Origin of the sequence: Pseudomonas sp. Irchel s3f10 (assembly GCF_900187515.1) — a bacterium.
In the GTDB taxonomy this organism is placed as follows: Bacteria; Pseudomonadota; Gammaproteobacteria; order Pseudomonadales; family Pseudomonadaceae; genus Aquipseudomonas; species Aquipseudomonas tensinigenes.
In genome coordinates, this window is record NZ_FYDZ01000016.1 from 61,044 (window position 1) to 81,227 (window position 20,184).

Sequence of the window (20,184 nt, forward strand, 5' to 3'; positions counted from 1 at the left end):
CGGCACAATCGCCAATTCGCCTAACTCACTTCCGAATCCCAGATCACCGTGACATTGCCCGAATAGCTGCGGGCATACCCGTCCTTGAGCATTTCATCCACCGCATCACGGGCCACCTCGAAATGCAGCGTGCCAACCTTGCGATCGAGATAGAAACCCGGCTGAAACAACTCGGTACCACTGCCATCGCGCCATAACCGACGGCGCTTGACCGGCTGCCCGGCGCTGTCAGTCAGGCCGTTGGGCAACGTGACGCTGACTTCCAGCGGGACACCATGGCCGGCAGTCGATTCCCATAGCGCGCAGTTGTTGCCCATGACGTACTCGCATTCGATGTTCATCCTGAAACGGCTCGACGCCGAGATATTGAACGTCTGATCGCGCAACAGCCGGGTCGGCTTGCGCCCCTGGTTCAGCCAGGATTGCCAGCCCCCGAGCGGCTCCAGCACCACGCGGTTGCCGCCGGGAGGAATATCGACCTTCATGGTGTGCGTGACCTTCAGATTGAAATTGAGGGTCAGCATCGAGTCGGACGGAATCATCACATCGCCCATATCGAAATCCATGTTCGGGCCGACGGTGTAGGTGATGGAACCGGTGTAGTCGCCTGCATCCATCTTCAGCGGATCCGGTGTGCGCAGTTCGTAGGCGTAGACGAAATACAGGTAGCGCATGGACAGCGGAATATCGAACTTTGCCTGCTTGCTACAGGCCCCCGCGCCCGTTGGCACTTTCCAGAAACTGTTGTAACCCACTTCTCCGGCGGAAAAAGTGCCGACACCCTGGCACGGCGCCGGGGCGTGCATCCACCCACCGCCCTCCCACAGGTCGTCCCACCCGCCACCGCCGGTCAACTCGACCACCCGGTCCGGCAATTGCGTTTCATGACCGACACCGGCAATTCTCAACTGCACGACCTGCGTATCACCGGAAGAGTGAGTGACGGTGATGTTCTGCCAATTGGAGGGGACTTTGGCCATTCCGCCTTGGCGAGGATCACTGTGATTGGCCTGAATGGGCGCGCTGGCCTCAAAGGGAATTCGTGCAATCAGGCTGAACAGTCCGAAAGGTTCACAAGCCCAGGGCGCTTGCCGGCAAAACCCCTCGGACGGCGTCTGATTCTTGAACTGATTCTTTTGCGGATTGGCAAAGTCAGGCTCGAAGGTCGCGTCAATGTTGTGCACTTCGGCCGCTGCCGCGACGCTGAACAACGTCAGCAAACCAATCCATGGCCGGATGCCCGGGGCGCTAAAAAAACTCAAGGGCGTTCTCCAAAAATATACCGATACCAGCGCTACACGCGCCGGTTCACTCGCCCGGCGCTCGGGCACTGAACAGCAGCAGCACGTTGCCGGCGTAATCACCGGCGCGGTAACCGCCCTCCGGTCTGATCGGGTCGATTTGCAACAACACCCGACTGCCCGCGGCGGCCTCGGCCTGTGACACCACCTGGCGCGGCGCCATCTCGGCGCTCAACTCCACCTCGTTGAAGGTCACGCGCAGTCTGATATCGTCCGCCGGCCGACCGTTGGAAAGGTAGGGCGCGGACTCCAGGCGCGCCTCAATCGCACCGGTGTCGTGGCGCACGTCAAAGTATTTGCGCACACTGCTCAGGCTTGAGGTCGGGTGGTTCCAGTGCAGCTGCTGCGGCCGGTGAATCCAGTCCGGCTCCGCCGGAATGATGTAGAACGCTCGACTGGGGACGTTCAGTGTCACTTCGAAGGTGTGTTCTTCCCGAGCCGCCCAGGCCGCGTCGCTGGTCAAAGCCGCCGCGGCAATCAGCGCGACGACGGTGCATTGCTTGATCATGTTGGTTACCCGTAGCGTTCAATGAAAAGCAGACCTAGCGGCTGCTGACCGTCAGGTTCTTCTTCTCGCTGCCCTCGATCAGAAAGAAGCGGTACGCACGGCCCTTCTCCTTATCGAAAGCGAAGGTTTTTCCCGCCAGCACATGGTGTTTGGTGGTCGCGCCGCAGTCGGTTTCGTTACTCAGCGAGCAGCTTTTGAACTCGTCGACGATCACCACGGTATTGCCGTCATTGCGCAGTTCGTAGCGACTGGCGGTTTCATTGATCGCCGTGGCGAAGCGTGCTTCCTTGGGGCGGACAAAGAACACCGTGCCAAAACCGGTCATCACGTTGACCCCGGCCGTCAGTGCCTTTTTGTAGTCTTCACGCTCTTCCTGGCTGACTGCGAATTCATCTTCTTTTTCCGGCACCACCGGCACGAACCGCACACGGAAGTAACGCTCGCGATCACGTTCGCCCATGTACAGCAAGCGGGTGCCCTGCATTCCCTGAGCCGGCACGATCAGCCGCGCCGGACTGGCCATCAAGCCGTTGCGCGAAGCGCCGTCGGCAGCGTTCTGAACCGGGATTTCCGTCGGTGTGCCGTCGGCACCGTAGACAATTTCCAGCACGTTGACCTTGACGAACGCAGTGGCGTCACCGCTGTTGAACACCCGTTTCAGGTAGGTACTTTTATCGGCATCCAGATAGTCGTACACCGTACCGACATTGATCTGCGGCCCGGCCTGCGCCGTCAGGCAAAACACGCTGAGCACGCCCAGCAAAAAACCACGGTTCATCGTCTTCAACTCCATGAAAAAAGGAAAAAGGCCCCGGCCGGCACGTTCACGCGTCCGAGTCCCAGATAACGGTGATATTGCCGCTGAGCGTGTCGGTGAAACCCGGCCGCATTAGAAAATCGATGGCATCCCTGGGCATCTCGAAACGCAATGAACCGGCCTTGCGGTCCACATAAAAACCCGGTTGAAAAGGACCGACCCACGTGTTGTAAAGCAGCCTGAGCTGGTTCACCGTGCGCCCCATGGGCCCGTCGATGCCGGCGGGCAGCGTGAGATAGGTTTCCACCTCGGTGACATTGCCTCTGGGGCTGCGCAATTTGCAGCGCGTACCGCCCGTGGAGTCGCACAGGATCATGACCTTGAAGCGCGACGAGGCGGAGATGTAGAACAGTTGATCGCGAAAGATGCGTGTCGGCGGGCGGCCATTGTCGACCCAGCGCATCCAGCCGCCCTCGGGTTCGAGCAGCACTTTGTTGCCGCCCGGCGGCAGATCGACCTTGAGGGTGTGCTGCACGTCGAGCACGAAATCCAGATTCAGGCTGCCATCGTCCGGCGCCATCAACGGCCCCAGATCGAAATCGCCGCCGTTGCCGATGGAATACGCCAGCGAACCGGTGTAAAGACCCGATGACATGCCTAACGGATTGGGCGTGCGCAACTCGTAGGCGAAATCCAGATTGTTGAAGTACATCGATGGAATGGTGAACGCGGCAATCTTGGTGCAGGCCGTTTCCACCGGCGTTTTCCAGAAAAACCGGTAGTAATTGGGCGTAAAGAAACCGACACCGCTATAGATACAGGGGGCAGGAGCATAGACCCAGCTGCTGCCGGTCCAGAGTTTCTGATGGCCTTCAAGCGGGTCGCTCACGCCCACCAGATTGGCCGCGGTGTCGCTCAACACAAATGTCGAACCGATGCCGATGATGCGGATTTCGACGGTTTCGGTTTCCTGCGTCTCGGCATTGGTCACCGTCAGTTGCCGCCAATTGGCCGGTGCCTTGACCGTCACAGCGTCACCGGGCTGGAGAGTGCGGGTGGACTCGAAACGAATCGGAAATTGAATACTGAACATGCGGTTATCGGCGCACTCGCTCGGGGCAGCCTCGCAATACCCGCTGTTCGGCGTTTGGTTGATGAACACGTTTTTGCTCGGCTGCGACGGATCAGGCTGAAACAACGCGCGGATCTCCTGGCTCGCCGCCTCGGCGGCCGGCATCGCCAATGCCAGCCAGAGGCCCAGGCCATACGTGGACTTGTTCATCGATTCAACCCGCCTTCTGTGCGGTGGCATTGACGTCAGCCACGGTGTCCGGCGTACAGCGCAGATCGCCGATCATCAGTACATTGTTTTCACTGCGGTACTGGTTGGCATCAAGGCGGAACTGACACAGCAACCGATTATCGCGACGGATTTCGAGGGTCGGCGAACCGGCGTTCATTTCCATTGAAAAGAACCCGTCGACCTCGGTCACGCCACGGCTGGCGTGGTTGATCACGTGATGGCCCTTGAGCGGCTGCCCTGCTTCATCGATCAGTCGACCGAGCACTGTCAGGGTTTTCATCACACGGATCTTGCGATACTCGACCCCGCCTTTGTTCAGGTGATAGCGAGTGCGCGCCGGCTCGATCGTCGCCGCCGGTACGTGATTGCCTTCGAAATCGAAGCTCACCGAGCTGTTCTGATACGCGGTGATCGGGATGAAATTGCGCCCCGGTTTCAACGCCGCGCTGCCGCCGCTGTAATCGTCGGCACGCAAGGCGATATCGTCGATGTCCGACTCCACATCGACGATCATTCCGGCGCCGCGCATTTCGTACTGACTGGTCATCAACATCTGCTGACCGCCGACCACCAGCGTGCTGTCGAGGTTCAGGCCACCGGTGAAATTGCCGTTGTAGGACGAGCGCTGGATAAAGCCATCACCATTGACCGAATCGGTGCGGAAATTCGCCAGGCTGGACATGCCGATACCGTAGGTATCGGTCAACGCCGTGACCGAGACGTTTTGCAGCACATGATCCTTGAAGTCCTTGCGCCAGCCGATCGATCCGTTGTTGTCGCGGCTGCCGTCGCGAGCGGTGCGCGAACCGATGCTGCCGGTAATCTGCTGGCCGGGGGCGCCAAGCGCCATATTGACGCTCAGGTCGACCCCGCGGTTGCGCGCATCGCCACTGCTGTAGCTGCCCGGCCGATCAAACAGTGACAAGCGCCAACTGGCATCGCTGCCAAACAGTTGGGTGCGTTGGGTCCACCCCAGATCCATGCCCAGGCCTTCGACATTGCCTTCGCTGTGCGACACCCGGGCGTTGAGGGTGTTCTTGCTGTTGATGCGATGGTTGAGCGCCAGCGACGAGTTGCTGGTCTGGCCGATGAACACGTTGCGCGGGCGAACCCGGGTGCCGTCGGGCAAGGTGTCATAGGTGTTGGTGGTATCGAGCCAGCTGCGGTTGTGGCTGATCACCACACTGCCGGATCCGTAGTTGTAGAGGCTTTGCAGATCCAGACCGGTGCCGTAATCCTCGGTCTTGTAGACGTTGGCGTAGAGACTCATGTGATTGGCCAGCGTCCAGTCGATGGACGTACCGTATTGCAGCTTTTCGCGAATCTGGCGCGCCGACAACCCGAGAATCACCCGCGGGTGCAACAAGTAATTGAGCGCCGCTCCGGCGGTGGGGCTACCACTGGACTGCGTGTCCCAGTTGCTCAGCAGTTTGCTTTCCTCGCCGGCAAACACGTTGTAGCGCCAGCGCTCGTCGAGGTTGCGCCAGTTACTGGGCTTGTACACCAACTCCTGGGTGGTCGAGGTGATCTGGCCGTCTTCGATCAGGCGCACCTCCACTTCATAAATACCGCCGGGCAAAGGCCGAGTGTCGAGGGTCTGCAGACCGGCAGGCACCGACTGGGTGTTGATCAACAGACCGTCACGCCAGATCTCCACCGAACCCTGACGGTTGGCAGTGACATAAATCGGATAAACGCTGGGCATCGGGCTGTTGATCGCCAGGCTGTCGGAGCTGCCGTACATGACCCCGACCGCCGTATCCGGGCTGGTGCCGAACGTGCGCGGCTGGCGGGTCAGCCCCTCGGAATTGGGAGTGAAATAGCCCAGGCGAAAAAAACTGCCCTGCAGTTCGCGCTGGGTGTGCAGTTCGTGTACAGCGTGATAAAGCTTGTCGTCCGGCCCGCCAAGACGTGCCAGTTGCAGGTTCAGCGTCTGGCTCCAGTTACCCAGGCTGCCGCTGGCCTCAAGGCCAAAGCGTCCGCCCAGATCCTGATCCTGGCCGCCGTTGAGGTTCAGTTGATTGCGCACCATCAAGCCATGGCTGCCACCTTCGGGCTGCTCGTAATAGCGCTTGGCTTCAAGGTCGCGCTCAGCGTTTGCGGTGAGAATCGAAACCAGAGAACTTTCCAGGTTGTAATGCACGGCCAGCACCTGATCCGGACAGGAACCGGTGCAGCTGCCCAGTGGCACGCCGGGCTTGAGATAAGCCGCCCATTTCTCGCGATCAGCGGGGCCGTAGCGGTTTTCGCTGGTGTCGGTGAATTCGAGCAGGGTGATGCGATCATCGCGGGACAACACCACCATGGCCTCGCCCAGGGGCTGATGATCGAGTTCGACCCGAACCGCCAGAGGCACATCAAAGAAGTGCTCCTCGAAATCTGCCGGCAGGCCTTTGGCCTGGGCCAACAGACTGCGCGGCGTAGTACCGGCAGAGTTGGAAGCCACGGCAGCGCTGGCACAAAACAACAGCGCAAGCGCAGCCGCGATGGGTGTCATCGGGAACATGAACTCTCACTCTGATTAGAACGGTGGAAGTCCGCCGGGACAGACTGTGCTGCCCCCGCGGTGAACGCTGACAGAACGTCAGCGTTTGTTGCCGGATCAATCGATCAAGGCGTACCGACCGGTGGAACGGCGTCGAAGGTCAGCGCTACAACACCGGTGTAATCACCCGGCTGAAAGTTGGAACCGATGGCGCTGATCTTCAGTGGCGCGCGGAAGTTAACGTCGGACTCAGACTCGCCTACGACTTCCTGAGGGGTGGTGGTGAGGGCTTTGTTGTTGATCGCGACCTGGAGATCAATGCTGTTGGCACCCGAGATCAGTTTTGGCGCACTGTCCACGCTGGCATGGACCGAACCGTTGTTGTTGCGCACATCGAAGAAACCGTTGACTTCGCCCATCCTGCCGGTGCCCGGCTGGTAGCTCATGTCCTGATCCTTGTTGACCAGATCGGGATCGGTCGGCACCACGTAGAAGCCGTTGGTCGGCACGTGAGCGACGATGCTGATCGAGTGAGCGGCTTCACCCGCGGCGAACGCTCCCGAAGAGCCCAGCGCCAGAAGTGCCAAAGGAGCAGCGATTGCGATTTTCTTGAACATCGTTCAGTACCTTGTTTTCTTTATTGAGAAGGAGTGCATTGAAAGTTCAAGAAGCGGTCAGGGGAGTTGAGCCAAATCAACTTGTACTTTCAATGCCGGGGCATCATCGACTGTTGCCTCTGGAAAGTAAGCAAGTAACTTCCTATAAGCGCGTAGTTCAACAACCCTATGACCCGCAAGAAAAAAGAACAAAAAATCGATATTTAAAACAGTGACTGTAAGTTCCGCCCTACATACAGATAAAGTTAAAAAACCATACAGCACTTGCACCCTTGTACGGCAAGGGATCAGTTGAAACTTTAGAATACTTGCTCGAATAAATAGAGTGATGACTTTAACTTCAAAGTTATTCTTCGCCAGACATTCGCCGAAAAAGACCTGTTGCATTCGCGCAAGACAGCGCCGCTCGTCTGCTGATCGAGGATCGGAGAAAAAACGCCTTGCACCCTCGTTAAGATATATCTTAAGTTGTATCTAAACACGACGAGAGAAGATCGAAATGAGAGACCATCATTCCCCCCACCGTGAGCACGGCGATGGCCGTGACGGCTTTGAGAAACGCCCCGGACGCGAGCGCGGCGGTCGTGGCCCCCGGGTATTTGCCCCTGGGGATCTGAAGTTATTGTTGCTGGCGCTGGTCGCCGAACAGCCGTGCCACGGCTACGACCTGATCCGCCAGATCGAAGGCATGTTCGACGGCGCGTACAGCCCCAGCCCCGGCGTGATCTATCCGACCCTGACCTTTCTTGAAGAGAGCGAAATGATCAGCGGCGATGCCGAGGGCGGCAAGAAACGCTACAGCGTGACCGATGCCGGGCGCCTGTCCCTGAGCGAACAAGCCGTGGCGCTGGACGGCGTGCGCATGCGTATCGATGTGAGCAAACGCTCGCTGCGCGGCCATGATCGTCCGCCGGAAATCCACGAGGCGGTACACAACCTGCGCCATGCCCTGCAAATGCACCACGGCCGCTGGAGCCCGGCAGAAATCCTGCGCGTGCGTGACCTGCTCAACGACACCGCCAAAGCCATCGTCGACGGCCCTGCCGTTCAACCTGTTTCGGAGAAAAGCCAATGACTGCAGTCGATACCCAAACCATTCACCGCGTGATGCACGAAATCAAACGCCGCAAGCTGGAAGTCCTGCGCGTGGTCGACCTGACGCCGCGCATGCGCCGCATCACCCTCGGCGGGCCGGAGCTGGCCGGGTTTATCAGCCTGGGCACTGACGATCACGTCAAACTGTTGTTCCCGCAGAACGCCGAACAGGCGGCGGCGCTGGAGACGATGGTGCTCGGCGCCGGCAAGGACGACGGACCGAAGCCGGAAATGCGCGACTACACCCCGCGTCGTTATGACCTCGATGCGCTGGAACTGGACATCGATTTTGTTCTGCACGGTGACGGCCCTGCGTCGACTTGGGCTGAGCAAGCCAAGCCAGGGCAATTCCTGCACATCGGCGGCCCGCGCGGCTCGATGATCGTCCCGGATATTTTCGACAGCTACCTGCTGATCGGCGACGAAACCGCCCTGCCCGCCATCGCCCGCCGCCTCGAAGGCCTGGCGGCCAATCGCAAGGCGCTGGTGGTGATCGAAGTGGAAAACGGCGCCGAGCAGCAAGTGCTGGAAAGCCCGGCGCAGGTCAATGTGATCTGGGTGCTGCGCGAAGGCAGCAAGGACAACCTGCTGGCGACGGTGAAGCAGTTGCAGGTGCCCAAAGGCAATCTGTATGCCTGGGTCGCAACCGAAACGAAAGTCTCGCGGCAGATTCGCCGGGTGCTGATCGATGAGCACGGGCTGGATGAACAGCTCATCAAAGCCGTCGGCTACTGGCGCACCGAAGGCACCTCCGAAGAGGAGTAAATCCCCAGATCAAAAGATCGCAGCCTTCGGCAGCTCCTACATTGGAATGCGTACACCTGTAGGAGCTGCCGAAGGCTGCGATCTTTTGATTTTCATCGCCGTAATCGGTCCAAGGCAATGACCAACAACCCAATCACCACAAATCCCACCAAAATCCCCCCGGCATTGACCAGCACCTGTGGATAACCCAACACCGCCACGTCAATGAACGGATACGCATACGCGCCGAGCAAATGACCGCGCAGCAACGCGTAAATGAAATACACCAGCGGATAAATCAGCCACACCGGCAGATGCCACAGGCGCAAAGTGCCTTTCGCTACGCACAACCACCAATAGCCCAGAAACAGCAACGGCATCACGTCGTGCAGCAACTCGTCAGCGATAAATTGCCAGCCTTCCGGGTGCCACAAATGCCGCAGCAAAATGCTATAGGCAAGCCCGACCACAGCAATGCTCACGGCAATCCCGCTACTCACCCACGGCTGCAAAAACCAGCGGCGCACAGCAGACTCACGCTCGGTCACCGCGCAGGTCAACACCGTCGCCACCAGCGTATTGGTCAGAATCGTGAAGTAGCTGAAAAAGCTCACCAACCCGCCCAACAGGCTGGCACCGACACTCAAGCGCGCGAAAAAAATCAGATAAAGCTGAATGCCCAGCCCCGCCCAGCCCAACACGGCTGCGCAGGTGATCAGGCGACGACGCCAACAACCGGCGTCCATCTCAAAGCGGTCGCTTGGTGCGCATCAACTTCACGTACAGACGCTCGACCTTCTCCCGTGCCCATGGGGTTTTGCGCAGAAACGTCAGGCTCGACTTGATGCTCGGATCACTCTTGAAGCAGCGAATATCGATGCGCTCGGCCAGCCCCGACCATTCGTAATGGCTCACCAGCGCATTGAGAATCTGTTCAAGGGTCACACCGTGCAGCGGATCGGGGGTTTGTTCGTTCATGCCAGGCCTTTGGGCGAAGTGAAAATGCAGAAGCCGCGCACCTTAGCCGAGGGGGTGATCGGGTGGAAGGCCTACCTTCAAATGTAGGCCAACCTGAGAAGATCGCAGGCCACAACACGGGCCACAATGCGCCCGTTTGCCGCACTGTTACCGAATCCGAAACGCTGCATGTTCACAAAAGGCCTTTGTCTTTTTGTAACAGATCATTATCCTGCCGCCCTTCCGCTGAATCGCTTCACTGCCTGCGACATATTGAAGCGCTCGAATTGCACCCCGAAAACACCAAAAAAAGACTGAGCCATGCCCGATTTTTCCTTCTCCCGAGACAGCGCTATCTCAATCCTGCGCACCCTTGGCGGCTGCACCGCCCTCGGCCTCGCCACTTGCGTTCAAGCGGCGCCCGCGTTCGACAGTGAATCACCGTACATGCTCGGTGACTGGAACGGCACGCGTACCGAACTCTCGGAAAAAGGCTACGACTTCAAGCTCGATTACACCGGCGAGATGGGCAGCAACCTGCACGGTGGCTACGATCACGATCGCACCGCGCGTTACAGCGATCAGTTCGGTCTGGGCACACACCTCGACCTGCAAAAGATCCTCGGCTGGGACGACGCCGAGTTTCAACTGACCATCACCAAGCGCAGCGGCAACAACATCAGCAACGACCGCATCAACGATCCGCGCGTTGGCGGCTTCACCTCGGCCCAGGAAGTCTGGGGCCGTGGCCAGACCACGCGCCTGACGCAGATGTGGTACCAGCAGAAATTCTTCGATCAGAAACTCGACATCAAGGTCGGCCGTTTCGGCGAAGGCGAAGACTTCAACAGCTTCCCCTGCGACTTCCAGAACCTCGCGTTCTGCGGCTCGCAGGTCGGCAACTGGGTCGGCGGCATCTGGTACAACTGGCCGGTCAGCCAATGGGCGCTGCGCGTCAAATATCACCTGACCCCGGAACTCTACGCCCAGGTCGGCGCCTACGAGCAGAACCCGTCGAACCTCGATCGCGGCAACGGTTTCAAACTCAGCGGCAGCGGCACCCAGGGCGCGATCCTGCCGATCGAACTGGTGTGGACGCCGAAGCTCAACGGCCTGCCGGGCGAATACCGCGCCGGTTACTACTACAGCAACGCCAAGGCCAGCGACGTCTATAAAGACAGCCACGGCCAACCGGCCGCCCTCAGCGGCGAAGCCTATCGCAGCGCGTCGAGCAAACACGGCGTTTGGCTGGGCATCCAGCAGCAGATCACCAGCGTGGCCAGCGACAACAGTCGCGGCTTGAGCGTGTTCGCCAATGGCACGATGCACGACAAGAAAACCAACGCGATCGACAACTACGTGCAGGCCGGCATCACCTATAAAGGCCCATTCGATGCCCGCGCCAAGGATGACATCGGTTTCGCCCTCGCCCGCGTGCACGTCAACCCGGCCTTCCGCAAAAACGCCGAAGCGAGCAACCGTGCCAACGCCGTGTACGACTACGACGATCCGTCGTTCCTGCCGCCGCAAGACACCGAATACAGCGCCGAACTCTATTACGGCGTGCACGTCACCAACTGGCTGACCGTGCGCCCGAACCTGCAATACATCCGCCACCCCGGTGGCGTGAACAACGTCGACGACGCCCTGATCGGCGGGATCAAGATCCAGTCGTCGTTCTAAAGCACACCACGGATCAAATGTAGGAGTGAGCCTGCTCGCGATAGCGGTGTTTCAGGCGACATCTCCAGAGACTGACACACCGCCATCGCGAGCAGGCGAAGGCCTACAAATGAATTTAGCAAGCTACACAAGTTTTATCTGAACCATGCCTGTGCCAAATCGTCATCTAAAGTGACTACAGCGCGGGACTACATAAACGTCACGGAGAATCACACTATGAGCACCGAAAGTGCTTCGAGTCGGGGCCGTTTGCTACCGAGCCTGCTCGGCATTCTGCTTCTACTGATGGGCCTGGCCATGTTGGCCGGTGGGGTCAAGCTGAGCATGCTCGGCGGCTCGCTGTACTACCTGCTGGCCGGTATCGGCATTGCGCTGTCCGGCATTCTGATGCTGATGCGCCGTCGCGCGGCGCTGGGCCTGTACGCCATCGTCTTGTTTGCCAGCACCGTTTGGGCGCTGTGGGAAGTCGGTCTGGACTGGTGGCAACTGGTGCCACGTCTGGCCCTGTGGTTTGTCCTCGGCTTCGTGATGTTGCTGCCGTGGTTCCGTCGTCCGCTGCTGCTTGACGGCCCGGCGCCGATGGGCACTGGCGGTCTGACCGTCGCCGTGGTTCTGGCCGGCGTCACCGCTCTGGCCAGCCTGTTCACCCACCCGGGCGAAACCTTCGGCGAGCTGGGCCGCGACACCGCGGACACCACCAGCACCGCTCCAGCCATGCCCGATGGCGACTGGCAGGCCTATGGCCGCACCGAGTTCGGTGACCGTTACTCGCCGCTGAAGCAGATCACCCCGGCCAACGTCGGCAAACTGCAAGAAGCCTGGCGTATCCAGACCGGCGACCTGCCGACCGCTGATGACCCGGTCGAGCTGACCAACGAAAACACCCCGCTGAAAGCCAACGGCATGATCTACGCCTGCACCGCGCACAGCAAAGTGTTGGCCCTGGACCCGGACACCGGCAAAGAACTGTGGCGCTTCGACCCACAGATCAAGAGCCCGGTCGGCTTCAAAGGCTTCGCGCACATGACTTGCCGTGGCGTGTCGTACTACGACGAAGCCGCTTATGCCAAGTCTGAAAACGCTGCCTCGGCGGTGATTTCCGAGGCTGGCAAAGCCGTTGCGCAGGCTTGCCCGCGTCGTCTGTACCTGCCAACCGCTGATGCCCGTCTGATCGCACTGAACGCCGACACCGGCAAGATCTGCGAAGGCTTCGGCAACAAAGGCGTGGTTGACCTGACCCAAGGTATCGGCCCGTTCACCGCTGGTGGTTACTACTCCACCTCGCCAGCGGCGATTACCCGTGATCTGGTGATCATGGGCGGTCACGTGACCGACAACGAATCGACCAACGAGCCATCGGGCGTGATCCGCGCCTTCGACGTGCGCGACGGTCACCTCGTATGGAACTGGGACAGCGACAAGCCAGACGCCACCGAGCCTTTGGCACCGGGCGAAACCTACAGCCGCAACTCGGCGAACATGTGGTCGCTGGCCAGTGTCGACGAAAAACTCGGCATGGTTTACCTGCCACTGGGCAACCAGACCCCAGACCAGTGGGGCGCTGACCGCACCCCGGGCGCCGAGAAATTCAGCGCCGGCGTCGTAGCCCTCGACCTGGCCACCGGTAAAGTGCGCTGGAACTACCAGTTCACCCACCACGACCTGTGGGACATGGACGTTGGCAGCCAGCCAACCCTGCTCGACATGAAAACCGCCGACGGCGTGAAACCGGCGCTGATCGCTCCGACCAAACAGGGCAGCCTGTACGTCCTAGACCGTCGTGACGGCACGCCGATCATCCCGATCAAGGAAATCCCGGTCCCGCAAGGCGCCGTGAAAGGCGACCACACCGCCCCGACCCAGGCCCGTTCGGACCTCAACCTGCTGGCCCCGGAACTGACCGAAAAAGCCATGTGGGGCGCGAGCCCGTTCGACCAGATGCTGTGCCGCATCCAGTTCAAGGAACTGCGCTATGAAGGCCAGTACACCCCGCCGTCGGAACAGGGCAGCCTGATCTATCCGGGTAACGTTGGCGTGTTCAACTGGGGCGGCGTTTCGGTCGATCCGGTTCGCCAAATGCTGTTCACCAGCCCGAACTACATGGCCTTCGTTTCGAAAATGGTGCCACGCGAGCAAGTCGCCGCCGGCAGCAAACGCGAAAGCGAAACCGCTGGCGTGCAACCGAACACCGGCGCGCCCTACGCGGTGATCATGCACCCGTTCATGTCGCCATTCGGCGTACCGTGCCAGGCTCCGGCCTGGGGCTACGTCGCCGGTATCGACCTGACCACCAGCAAAGTCGTGTGGAAACGCAAAAACGGCACCAGCCGCGACAGCTCGCCAATCCCTATCGGCTTCACCTTGGGCGTGCCGAGCATGGGCGGCTCGATGGTCACGGCTGGCGGCGTCGGCTTCCTCAGCGGCACCCTCGACCAGTACCTGCGCGCGTACGACGTGAACAGCGGTAAAGAGCTGTGGAAATCGCGTCTGCCGGCGGGTGGTCAAGCGACCCCTATGACTTACACCGGCAAGGACGGCAAGCAATACGTGCTGCTGGTTGTCGGCGGTCACGGCTCGCTGGGCACCAAGATGGGTGACTATGTGATTGCGTACAAACTGCCGGAATAAGTTTTAGCGGCGGTAAAAATGAAGGCGATGTCCCGCAAGGGACATCGCCTTTTTTGTGCACGCCAAACACCCATGTAGGAGCTGCCGAAGGCTGCGATCTTTTGACTTTGTTTTTAAAAGCCAGATCAAAAGATCGCAGCCTTCGGCAGCTCCTACAGGTTGAAAAGTGTTTATCTGTGGGAAATGTGCTCGTCCTACAGATGTTGAAAGTGGCGCGGAGTTTTCCGACAAGTCGCGTCGGTTGTGCCTCGGAAATCGGCTGGATAGGCTCTGGGGGTCGCTGCAAATTCAGCGAACGGGCGTCGCGGCCCGAGCAGTTCATTCGATTTGATGCATAATCGCCGGCCCAAACTGAAGCGCTCAGGTGCTTGTTGTTTGGTTTGATGGTGGCTGTGCGCGGGATACCTTCGGGTATGCCGAGATTGCCGAATGGCTCGGTCCGCGACCCCGCGTACAGCTGCCACCCTCTGTCGCGTCGCGGTGATTGAGAGTGACAGCCCCACTTATCATTCGGAGCTTCACCATGAAAAAACCGACACCCAATCCGCCCGAAAACGAAGACACCACCCCCTACGAATTCCCCGGCTCGAAGCGATTCCACGAAGCCGCCGAACGCGCCCTCGACCACTACCTCAAACCCAACGCGTTAACCCTGCGCTTCCACAAACCCAGCACCATGTTCCAGGTCGCCCCCGAACAGGACAGCGAAAGCCTGCTGGTCCACGCCTGCGAATCCCTGGCCCAAGCCAGCCTCATGACCAGCGACATCGCCGCTTATATCGACCTGCCGCAACGGCGCACGATTCTGGCCATTCAGCAGATCATCATGCTCGCCGAACTGGCCGTGAATCGCGTGCTGGATAATGTCGAGATAACAACGCAAAACTGATGGATGATGCGCTGTGCGCGTGTGGGTTCGTTCATAGGTTGCACAACCCGACACGCGCACGACCTCCTCGCCAAAGAGCGGAAGAGGCATTTACATCATTCGTTACGCAAATCAAAGCACCCGAGAATATCTATGCTGCCGGCGTACGGATCATTAACCACTACATGGAAAGACATCTTGTAGTGCTGAGCTGCCGTATCAAAATCGATAGTAAACGTACCGTCCTTGGCTGTAGCTTTTTCCAGGTCACGGCCTGATTGGGCGATATACAACATCTCATGGAACGTCGCTGGCTCGGTTGATGGATTGCGCCTCACATTAAAATACAGAGTTCTGAAAACGTCGGGATCCACGCCCGCCTCTGACCCCGAACAGTGATAATACTCGCCATCGAAATAGACATTAACCCTGGTCGGAGCGAAGTCAGGGCGCCCCTGAATCCTGGCAGTAAACGTGCCCGTCGTACTGGAAGTTACAACTTTCTCGATCGTCATACTCAGTTCCATTGAATTTCGAAGTTGAAGGACGATCGTTTCGGAAAATCGATAAATACGTAACTGTCAGACCTGACAGGTATCTAGATCAAATAGAGATAATGCAGCGAAGCTGCTATAGCCGCAGTGCCGAAGCCTCCGATCTTTGATCAACATCGTGGCTCCTATATAACCCGTATCGAGAGACGTCATCGCGAACAAGTATAAAACCCTGTCAGATATGACAGGTCACCGTTTTTAACTTTCCTCTCAGACTTCCTTCTCCAACCAAATCAATAAAAGGAAGCTCCCCATGACCAATCCAAACGCATCCCCAGCCGTATGGGTAAACGGTATTCTTAACGTCGATGTCAAAGGCACCATTGGCGACACGCCAGTCAAGCTGACCAGCTTCCTGACGACCAGCCTTAGTACGTCTTTCAACCAGCTTGGCGGTTACAATTTTTCTTTCGAAGATAACCACAGTTCATCGAGCCGACGATCACTCACCATCTCGCTTCGCAAGCTGCTGGATCCTTCAATCGCTGGCTACTTTGAATATGTCGTGACCGAACGAGGTCTTCAGCCTTATGACTATGAAGTGACATCCTCCTCCGGCATTGCTGTTAGTCAACTCAATAGCGGCCTGTACTTATACTCCCTCGACAACTTGCAAATTTCCGCCAAGGCAGTCCACGGTGATGAAACGCGTGAGCTCACCGGTAACGGATACTTTTTTCTCCAAGAGCTGACTTACCCTATCTAACAAGCCGGTCAGGACTTCAGTCATCGGGTTAATCGTGCGTCTGCCTTTCCGTTACATGGAGGGAACTGACGGAGGACGCACGCCGACATGAATACCGAGTCGAACTCAGACTCTGAATCAGATCAAAAGCCCCTCACCCTAGCCCTCTCCCAGAGGGAGAGGGGACTGATCGCGGTGTTTGGGAGAGCTACGCAGACGTGCGATAGCGCGTTGAACTCAGATCCTGAATCAGATCAAAAGCCCCTCACCCTAGCCCTCTCCCAGAGGGAGAGGGGACTGATCGCGGTGTTTGGGAGAGCTACGCCGACGTGCGATGCCGAGTTGAACTCGGACTTTGAAAAGCCCACAAATCGGCCCCCTCTCCCTCGGGAGAGGGCTGGGGTGAGGGGCGAATCCACCACAAATCCAAAGCCGACCAAGCTGTGCTCCTCACCACTCAACAGGATGAGCGTTAGCTCGGCTGCAGCTTTTGATCTGTAAGGCGACGTCGGAAGGCTGAGTGGAGGGATTGATCCGGGCGTGGGAGCGCAGCGACCGTTTGGCGCAGCCAAACACAGCGAGAGGAGGTGCAGCGAAGCAAACCGTAGGCGCTGCGCCCGGATCGATCCCGCAGCGAAGGAACCCCGAGCCCCAGCGAGCGGGCCGCACGTAGGAGCAAGCGTTTTTTGCTTACTTTTTTTGGCGTTTGAAAAAAAGTGAGTCGCCGTAAGGGCGAAACCCTAAGCCGCCGTTACCTAAACAACGGATATACACACCAAACACCCCCAACATGGTCGGCCCAAAGGCCGCCAAGTCAAAGCGTGAACCCTGTCAAAACCCTGAACACACAAGCAGAAACACCGCCCCCCCATTGAAACCACCCAAGCCCTGCCCCATCTAAGACCCATACTCCATTGCGCAGGTGCCCCATGAGCGACCAGCAAGAATTCCCGGAAAACCCCGACGACTACACCGAAGCCGAAAACATCGAACACACCTCCTCCGGCAAAGGCCTCGCCCTGCCAGGCCAAAACCTGCCGGACAAGGTCTACATCATCCCGATCCACAACCGCCCGTTCTTCCCGGCGCAAGTCCTGCCGGTCATCGTCAACGAAGAACCCTGGGCCGAAACCCTCGAACTGGTCAGCAAATCCGAACACCACTCCTTGGCCCTGTTCTTCATGGACACGCCACAGGAAGACCCGCGCCACTTCGACACCGGCGCCCTGCCGCAGTACGGCACCCTGGTCAAAGTCCACCACGCCAGCCGCGAAAACGGCAAACTGCAATTCGTCGCCCAAGGCCTGAGCCGCGTACGCATCAAAACCTGGCTCAAACACCACCGCCCACCGTATCTGGTCGAAGTCGAATACCCGCACCAGCCCACCGAGCCGACCGACGAGGTCAAGGCCTACGGCATGGCGCTGATCAACGCGATCAAAGAACTGCTGCCGCTCAACCCGCTGTACAGCGAAGAACTGAAAAACTACCTCAACCGCTTCAGCCCCAACGACCCGTCGCCGCTGACCGACTTCGCCGCCGCGCTGACCTCGGCCACCGGCCCCGAGCTGCAAGAAGTGCTCGACTGCGTGCCGATGCTCAAGCGCATGGAAAAAGTCCTGCCGATGTTGCGCAAGGAAGTCGAAGTCGCGCGTCTGCAAAAAGAGATCTCGGCGGAAGTTAACCGCAAGATCGGCGAGCATCAGCGCGAATTCTTCCTCAAGGAACAACTCAAGGTCATCCAGCAGGAACTTGGCCTGACCAAGGACGACCGTAGCGCCGACCTCGAACAGTTCGAACAACGCCTGGAAGGCAAAGTCCTGCCGGCGCAAGTGCAGAAGCGCCTCGAAGAGGAAATGAACAAGCTGTCGATCCTCGAGACCGGTTCGCCGGAATACGCGGTGACCCGCAACTACCTCGACTGGGCGACGTCGGTACCGTGGGGCGTGTACGGCGAGGACAAACTCGACCTCAAGCACGCGCGCAAAATCCTCGACAAACACCACGCTGGCCTCGACGACATCAAGGATCGCATCCTCGAATTCCTCGCCGTCGGTGCCTATAAAGGCGAAATCAGCGGTTCCATCGTGCTGCTGGTCGGCCCGCCGGGTGTGGGTAAAACCAGCGTCGGCAAATCCATCGCCGAATCCCTCGGCCGGCCGTTCTACCGCTTCAGCCTCGGCGGCATGCGTGACGAAGCCGAGATCAAGGGCCACCGCCGCACCTACATCGGCGCGCAGCCGGGCAAACTGGTGCAGGCGTTGAAAGACGTCGAAGTGATGAACCCGGTGATCATGCTCGACGAGATCGACAAGATGGGTCAGAGCTACCAGGGCGACCCGGCCTCGGCGCTGCTGGAAACCCTCGACCCGGAGCAGAACGTCGAATTCCTCGACCACTACCTCGACCTGCGCATGGACCTGTCGAAAGTCCTGTTCGTCTGCACCGCCAACACCCTCGATTCGATCCCCGGCCCGTTGCTGGACCGGATGGAAGTGATTCGCCTGTCGGGCTACATCACCGAAGAAAAAGTCGCCATCGCCAAGCGCCACCTGTGGCCGAAGTTGCTGGAAAAGGCTGGCGTGTCCAAAGGCAGCCTGAGCATCAGCGACACCGCGCTCAAAGCCTTGATCGACGGTTACGCCCGCGAAGCCGGGGTGCGCCAGCTCGAGAAACAAATGGGCAAACTGGTGCGCAAAGCGGTGATGAAGCTGATCGACGAGCCGAAAGCGGTGATCAAACTCGGGCCGAAAGACCTCGAAGCGTCACTCGGCCATCCGGTGTTTCGTAACGAACAAGTGCTGTCCGGCACCGGCGTCATCACCGGTCTGGCCTGGACCAGCATGGGCGGCGCGACTCTGCCGATCGAAGCGACGCGGATTCACACGCTAAACCGTGGCTTCAAACTCACCGGGCAACTCGGTGATGTGATGAAGGAATCGGCGGAGATCGCCTACAGCTACGTCAGCTCGCACCTGAAACAATTTGGCGGTGATGCGAAGTTCTTCGACGAAGCCTTCGTCCACCTGCACGTCCCGGAAGGCGCGACACCGAAGGACGGCCCGAGCGCCGGCGTGACCATGGCCAGCGCCCTGCTCTCGCTTGCGCGTAATCAGCCACCAAAAAAAGGCGTGGCGATGACTGGCGAACTGACGCTGACCGGGCATGTGCTGCCGATTGGCGGCGTGCGCGAGAAGGTGATTGCAGCGCGACGGCAGAAGATTTTCGAGCTGATATTGCCGGAGCCGAATCGGGGTAATTTTGAGGAGTTGCCGGATTATTTGAAGGAAGGGATTACCGTACATTTCGCGAAGAAATTTGCCGATGTGGCGAAGATCTTGTTCTGACAGACAGCCCCTAACCCCAGCCCTCTCCCAGAGGGAGAGGGAGCCGACCGAGTGGTCTTGCGCTATACATCGACCTGAAACACCGAGTCGATTATGGATTCAATGATCTATTTCAGGTCGGTGGACTTCTGGAATATCCCTCGGTCAGTCCCCTCTCCCTCTGGGAGAGGGTTAGGGTGAGGGCTTGGCGTTGTCACACTTTGTCTCATCTTCAGTTATGCTCGCCGTTCGTCGCCAACGCCGGAGCCGCTGACCTTATGTCCCCCACTCGCCTGTTTCTCACCCTCGCCCTCTCGTTGCTGGCCGCTTGCGCCACACAACCAAAACACAACGTGACCGTGGAAAAACAAAGCGAATGCCCCGTACGGCTGACCAACGGGCAAAACCTCATCATCATGCTGCCAAGCAACCCGACTACCGGTTACCGCTGGGCCATTCAGGATTCCGCTGGCGGGGTATTGCGCGCACTCAGCCCCGAGGTCTACAGCAATCCGGAAGATGCCGGAGTGGTCGGCGCAGCGGGTTTGTCGACCTGGCGCTTCCAGGCCTTCGCCCCCGGCACCGGGCGCCTGCGCCTGACCTCGCAACAGCCGTGGGCACCGGAAGTGCTGCCGGTGGAAACCTTTGACTGCGCCATTTCGGTGAATTGATC

General features: G+C 59.0%; 18 protein-coding genes. 8 read left to right on the forward strand and 10 right to left on the reverse strand.

The genetic code is table 11. The annotated features are described in order from the left end of the window. Positions 1-20: 20 nt before the first annotated feature. The 7 genes from CKW17_RS25260 to CKW17_RS30195 all read right to left on the reverse strand — a co-directional run bounded on the left by CKW17_RS25260 (position 21) and on the right by CKW17_RS30195 (position 7,358). Complete coding sequence (locus tag CKW17_RS25260; RefSeq protein WP_095122433.1) at positions 21-1,262, reverse strand: hypothetical protein; 1,242 nt, start codon at positions 1,260-1,262, stop codon at positions 21-23. A 46-nt stretch (positions 1,263-1,308) separates the two neighbouring features. Then, positions 1,309-1,809 carry a fimbrial assembly protein gene (locus CKW17_RS25265; protein ID WP_095122434.1) on the reverse strand — a complete coding sequence of 167 codons (501 nt, stop codon included), beginning with the start codon at positions 1,807-1,809 and terminating at the stop codon, positions 1,309-1,311. Positions 1,810-1,843: 34 nt separating this feature from the next. Then, positions 1,844-2,587, reverse strand: a complete 744-nt coding sequence (locus CKW17_RS25270) for a p pilus assembly chaperone (RefSeq protein ID WP_016987550.1) — start codon at positions 2,585-2,587, stop codon at positions 1,844-1,846. A 46-nt stretch (positions 2,588-2,633) separates the two neighbouring features. Next, positions 2,634-3,848 carry a hypothetical protein gene (locus tag CKW17_RS25275; protein ID WP_095122436.1) on the reverse strand — a complete coding sequence of 405 codons (1,215 nt, stop codon included), beginning with the start codon at positions 3,846-3,848 and terminating at the stop codon, positions 2,634-2,636. Between the two features lie 4 nt (positions 3,849-3,852). Continuing rightward, positions 3,853-6,375: a CS1-pili formation C-terminal domain-containing protein gene (locus CKW17_RS25280; protein WP_095122439.1), complete on the reverse strand. Its 2,523-nt coding sequence runs from the start codon at positions 6,373-6,375 to the stop codon at positions 3,853-3,855. Positions 6,376-6,479: 104 nt separating this feature from the next. Then, positions 6,480-6,971: a CS1 type fimbrial major subunit gene (locus CKW17_RS25285; protein ID WP_095122442.1), complete on the reverse strand. Its 492-nt coding sequence runs from the start codon at positions 6,969-6,971 to the stop codon at positions 6,480-6,482. Positions 6,972-7,028: 57 nt separating this feature from the next. Then, positions 7,029-7,358 (reverse strand): hypothetical protein, encoded by a 330-nt coding sequence (locus CKW17_RS30195; RefSeq protein ID WP_141234594.1) that lies wholly within the window; start codon positions 7,356-7,358, stop codon positions 7,029-7,031. A 112-nt stretch (positions 7,359-7,470) separates the two neighbouring features. Here CKW17_RS30195 and CKW17_RS25290 point away from each other — a divergent pair, with 112 nt between their 5' ends. Then, positions 7,471-8,046 carry a PadR family transcriptional regulator gene (locus CKW17_RS25290; protein ID WP_095122444.1) on the forward strand — a complete coding sequence of 192 codons (576 nt, stop codon included), beginning with the start codon at positions 7,471-7,473 and terminating at the stop codon, positions 8,044-8,046. Next, on the forward strand, positions 8,043-8,831 hold the full coding sequence (locus CKW17_RS25295) for a siderophore-interacting protein (RefSeq protein WP_095122446.1): 789 nt from the start codon (positions 8,043-8,045) through the stop codon (positions 8,829-8,831). The genes CKW17_RS25290 and CKW17_RS25295 overlap by 4 nt, the downstream gene beginning before the upstream one ends. Positions 8,832-8,923: 92 nt before the next feature. On the opposite strand, the gene CKW17_RS25300 is transcribed toward CKW17_RS25295, so the two are convergent. Together CKW17_RS25300 and CKW17_RS25305 are read right to left on the reverse strand one after the other, a co-directional pair. Then, positions 8,924-9,556: a Pr6Pr family membrane protein gene (locus CKW17_RS25300; RefSeq protein WP_095122448.1), complete on the reverse strand. Its 633-nt coding sequence runs from the start codon at positions 9,554-9,556 to the stop codon at positions 8,924-8,926. Between the two features lies 1 nt (position 9,557). Beyond that, positions 9,558-9,788: a VF530 family DNA-binding protein gene (locus tag CKW17_RS25305; RefSeq protein WP_007916799.1), complete on the reverse strand. Its 231-nt coding sequence runs from the start codon at positions 9,786-9,788 to the stop codon at positions 9,558-9,560. Between the two features lie 300 nt (positions 9,789-10,088). Here CKW17_RS25305 and CKW17_RS25310 point away from each other — a divergent pair, with 300 nt between their 5' ends. From CKW17_RS25310 to CKW17_RS25320, 3 genes are all read left to right on the forward strand, one after another. Further along, positions 10,089-11,450: a carbohydrate porin gene (locus CKW17_RS25310; protein WP_095122450.1), complete on the forward strand. Its 1,362-nt coding sequence runs from the start codon at positions 10,089-10,091 to the stop codon at positions 11,448-11,450. A gap of 216 nt (positions 11,451-11,666) precedes the next feature. Next, entirely contained in the window at positions 11,667-14,078 is a 2,412-nt protein-coding gene (locus CKW17_RS25315; RefSeq protein ID WP_095122452.1) for a glucose/quinate/shikimate family membrane-bound PQQ-dependent dehydrogenase, read from the forward strand. Positions 14,079-14,601: 523 nt separating this feature from the next. After that, positions 14,602-14,967, forward strand: coding sequence for a DUF6124 family protein (locus CKW17_RS25320; RefSeq protein WP_095122454.1), 366 nt, complete (start codon positions 14,602-14,604; stop codon positions 14,965-14,967). A 95-nt stretch (positions 14,968-15,062) separates the two neighbouring features. On the opposite strand, the gene CKW17_RS25325 is transcribed toward CKW17_RS25320, so the two are convergent. Continuing rightward, a complete protein-coding gene (locus CKW17_RS25325; protein WP_095122456.1) occupies positions 15,063-15,461 on the reverse strand; it encodes a hypothetical protein in 399 nt (132 codons plus the stop codon). A gap of 292 nt (positions 15,462-15,753) precedes the next feature. On the opposite strand from CKW17_RS25325, the gene CKW17_RS25330 reads away from it, so the two are divergent. From CKW17_RS25330 to CKW17_RS25345, 3 genes are all read left to right on the forward strand, one after another. Further along, positions 15,754-16,206: a hypothetical protein gene (locus CKW17_RS25330; RefSeq protein ID WP_095122458.1), complete on the forward strand. Its 453-nt coding sequence runs from the start codon at positions 15,754-15,756 to the stop codon at positions 16,204-16,206. A 908-nt stretch (positions 16,207-17,114) separates the two neighbouring features. Further along, the gene (gene lon / locus CKW17_RS25340) at positions 17,115-19,532 is read left to right on the forward strand and encodes an endopeptidase La (protein WP_095122462.1); all 2,418 of its coding nucleotides are present in this window, start codon (positions 17,115-17,117) and stop codon (positions 19,530-19,532) included. A gap of 257 nt (positions 19,533-19,789) precedes the next feature. Continuing rightward, positions 19,790-20,182 (forward strand): protease inhibitor I42 family protein, encoded by a 393-nt coding sequence (locus tag CKW17_RS25345; RefSeq protein ID WP_095122463.1) that lies wholly within the window; start codon positions 19,790-19,792, stop codon positions 20,180-20,182. Positions 20,183-20,184: the final 2 nt, after the last annotated feature.

Coding starts and splice junctions, on each gene's coding strand:
- CKW17_RS25265 (WP_095122434.1), bottom strand. CDS start 1,809: ATGATCAAGCAATGCACCGTCGTCGCGCTGATTGCCGCGGCGGCTTTG.
- CKW17_RS25270 (WP_016987550.1), bottom strand. CDS start 2,587: ATGAACCGTGGTTTTTTGCTGGGCGTGCTCAGCGTGTTTTGCCTGACG.
- CKW17_RS25275 (WP_095122436.1), bottom strand. CDS start 3,848: ATGAACAAGTCCACGTATGGCCTGGGCCTCTGGCTGGCATTGGCGATG.
- CKW17_RS25280 (WP_095122439.1), bottom strand. CDS start 6,375: ATGTTCCCGATGACACCCATCGCGGCTGCGCTTGCGCTGTTGTTTTGT.
- CKW17_RS25285 (WP_095122442.1), bottom strand. CDS start 6,971: ATGTTCAAGAAAATCGCAATCGCTGCTCCTTTGGCACTTCTGGCGCTG.
- CKW17_RS30195 (WP_141234594.1), bottom strand. CDS start 7,358: ATGCAACAGGTCTTTTTCGGCGAATGTCTGGCGAAGAATAACTTTGAA.
- CKW17_RS25290 (WP_095122444.1), top strand. CDS start 7,471: ATGAGAGACCATCATTCCCCCCACCGTGAGCACGGCGATGGCCGTGAC.
- CKW17_RS25295 (WP_095122446.1), top strand. CDS start 8,043: ATGACTGCAGTCGATACCCAAACCATTCACCGCGTGATGCACGAAATC.
- CKW17_RS25300 (WP_095122448.1), bottom strand. CDS start 9,556: ATGGACGCCGGTTGTTGGCGTCGTCGCCTGATCACCTGCGCAGCCGTG.
- CKW17_RS25305 (WP_007916799.1), bottom strand. CDS start 9,788: ATGAACGAACAAACCCCCGATCCGCTGCACGGTGTGACCCTTGAACAG.
- CKW17_RS25310 (WP_095122450.1), top strand. CDS start 10,089: ATGCCCGATTTTTCCTTCTCCCGAGACAGCGCTATCTCAATCCTGCGC.
- CKW17_RS25315 (WP_095122452.1), top strand. CDS start 11,667: ATGAGCACCGAAAGTGCTTCGAGTCGGGGCCGTTTGCTACCGAGCCTG.
- CKW17_RS25320 (WP_095122454.1), top strand. CDS start 14,602: ATGAAAAAACCGACACCCAATCCGCCCGAAAACGAAGACACCACCCCC.
- CKW17_RS25325 (WP_095122456.1), bottom strand. CDS start 15,461: ATGACGATCGAGAAAGTTGTAACTTCCAGTACGACGGGCACGTTTACT.
- CKW17_RS25330 (WP_095122458.1), top strand. CDS start 15,754: ATGACCAATCCAAACGCATCCCCAGCCGTATGGGTAAACGGTATTCTT.
- lon (WP_095122462.1), top strand. CDS start 17,115: ATGAGCGACCAGCAAGAATTCCCGGAAAACCCCGACGACTACACCGAA.
- CKW17_RS25345 (WP_095122463.1), top strand. CDS start 19,790: ATGTCCCCCACTCGCCTGTTTCTCACCCTCGCCCTCTCGTTGCTGGCC.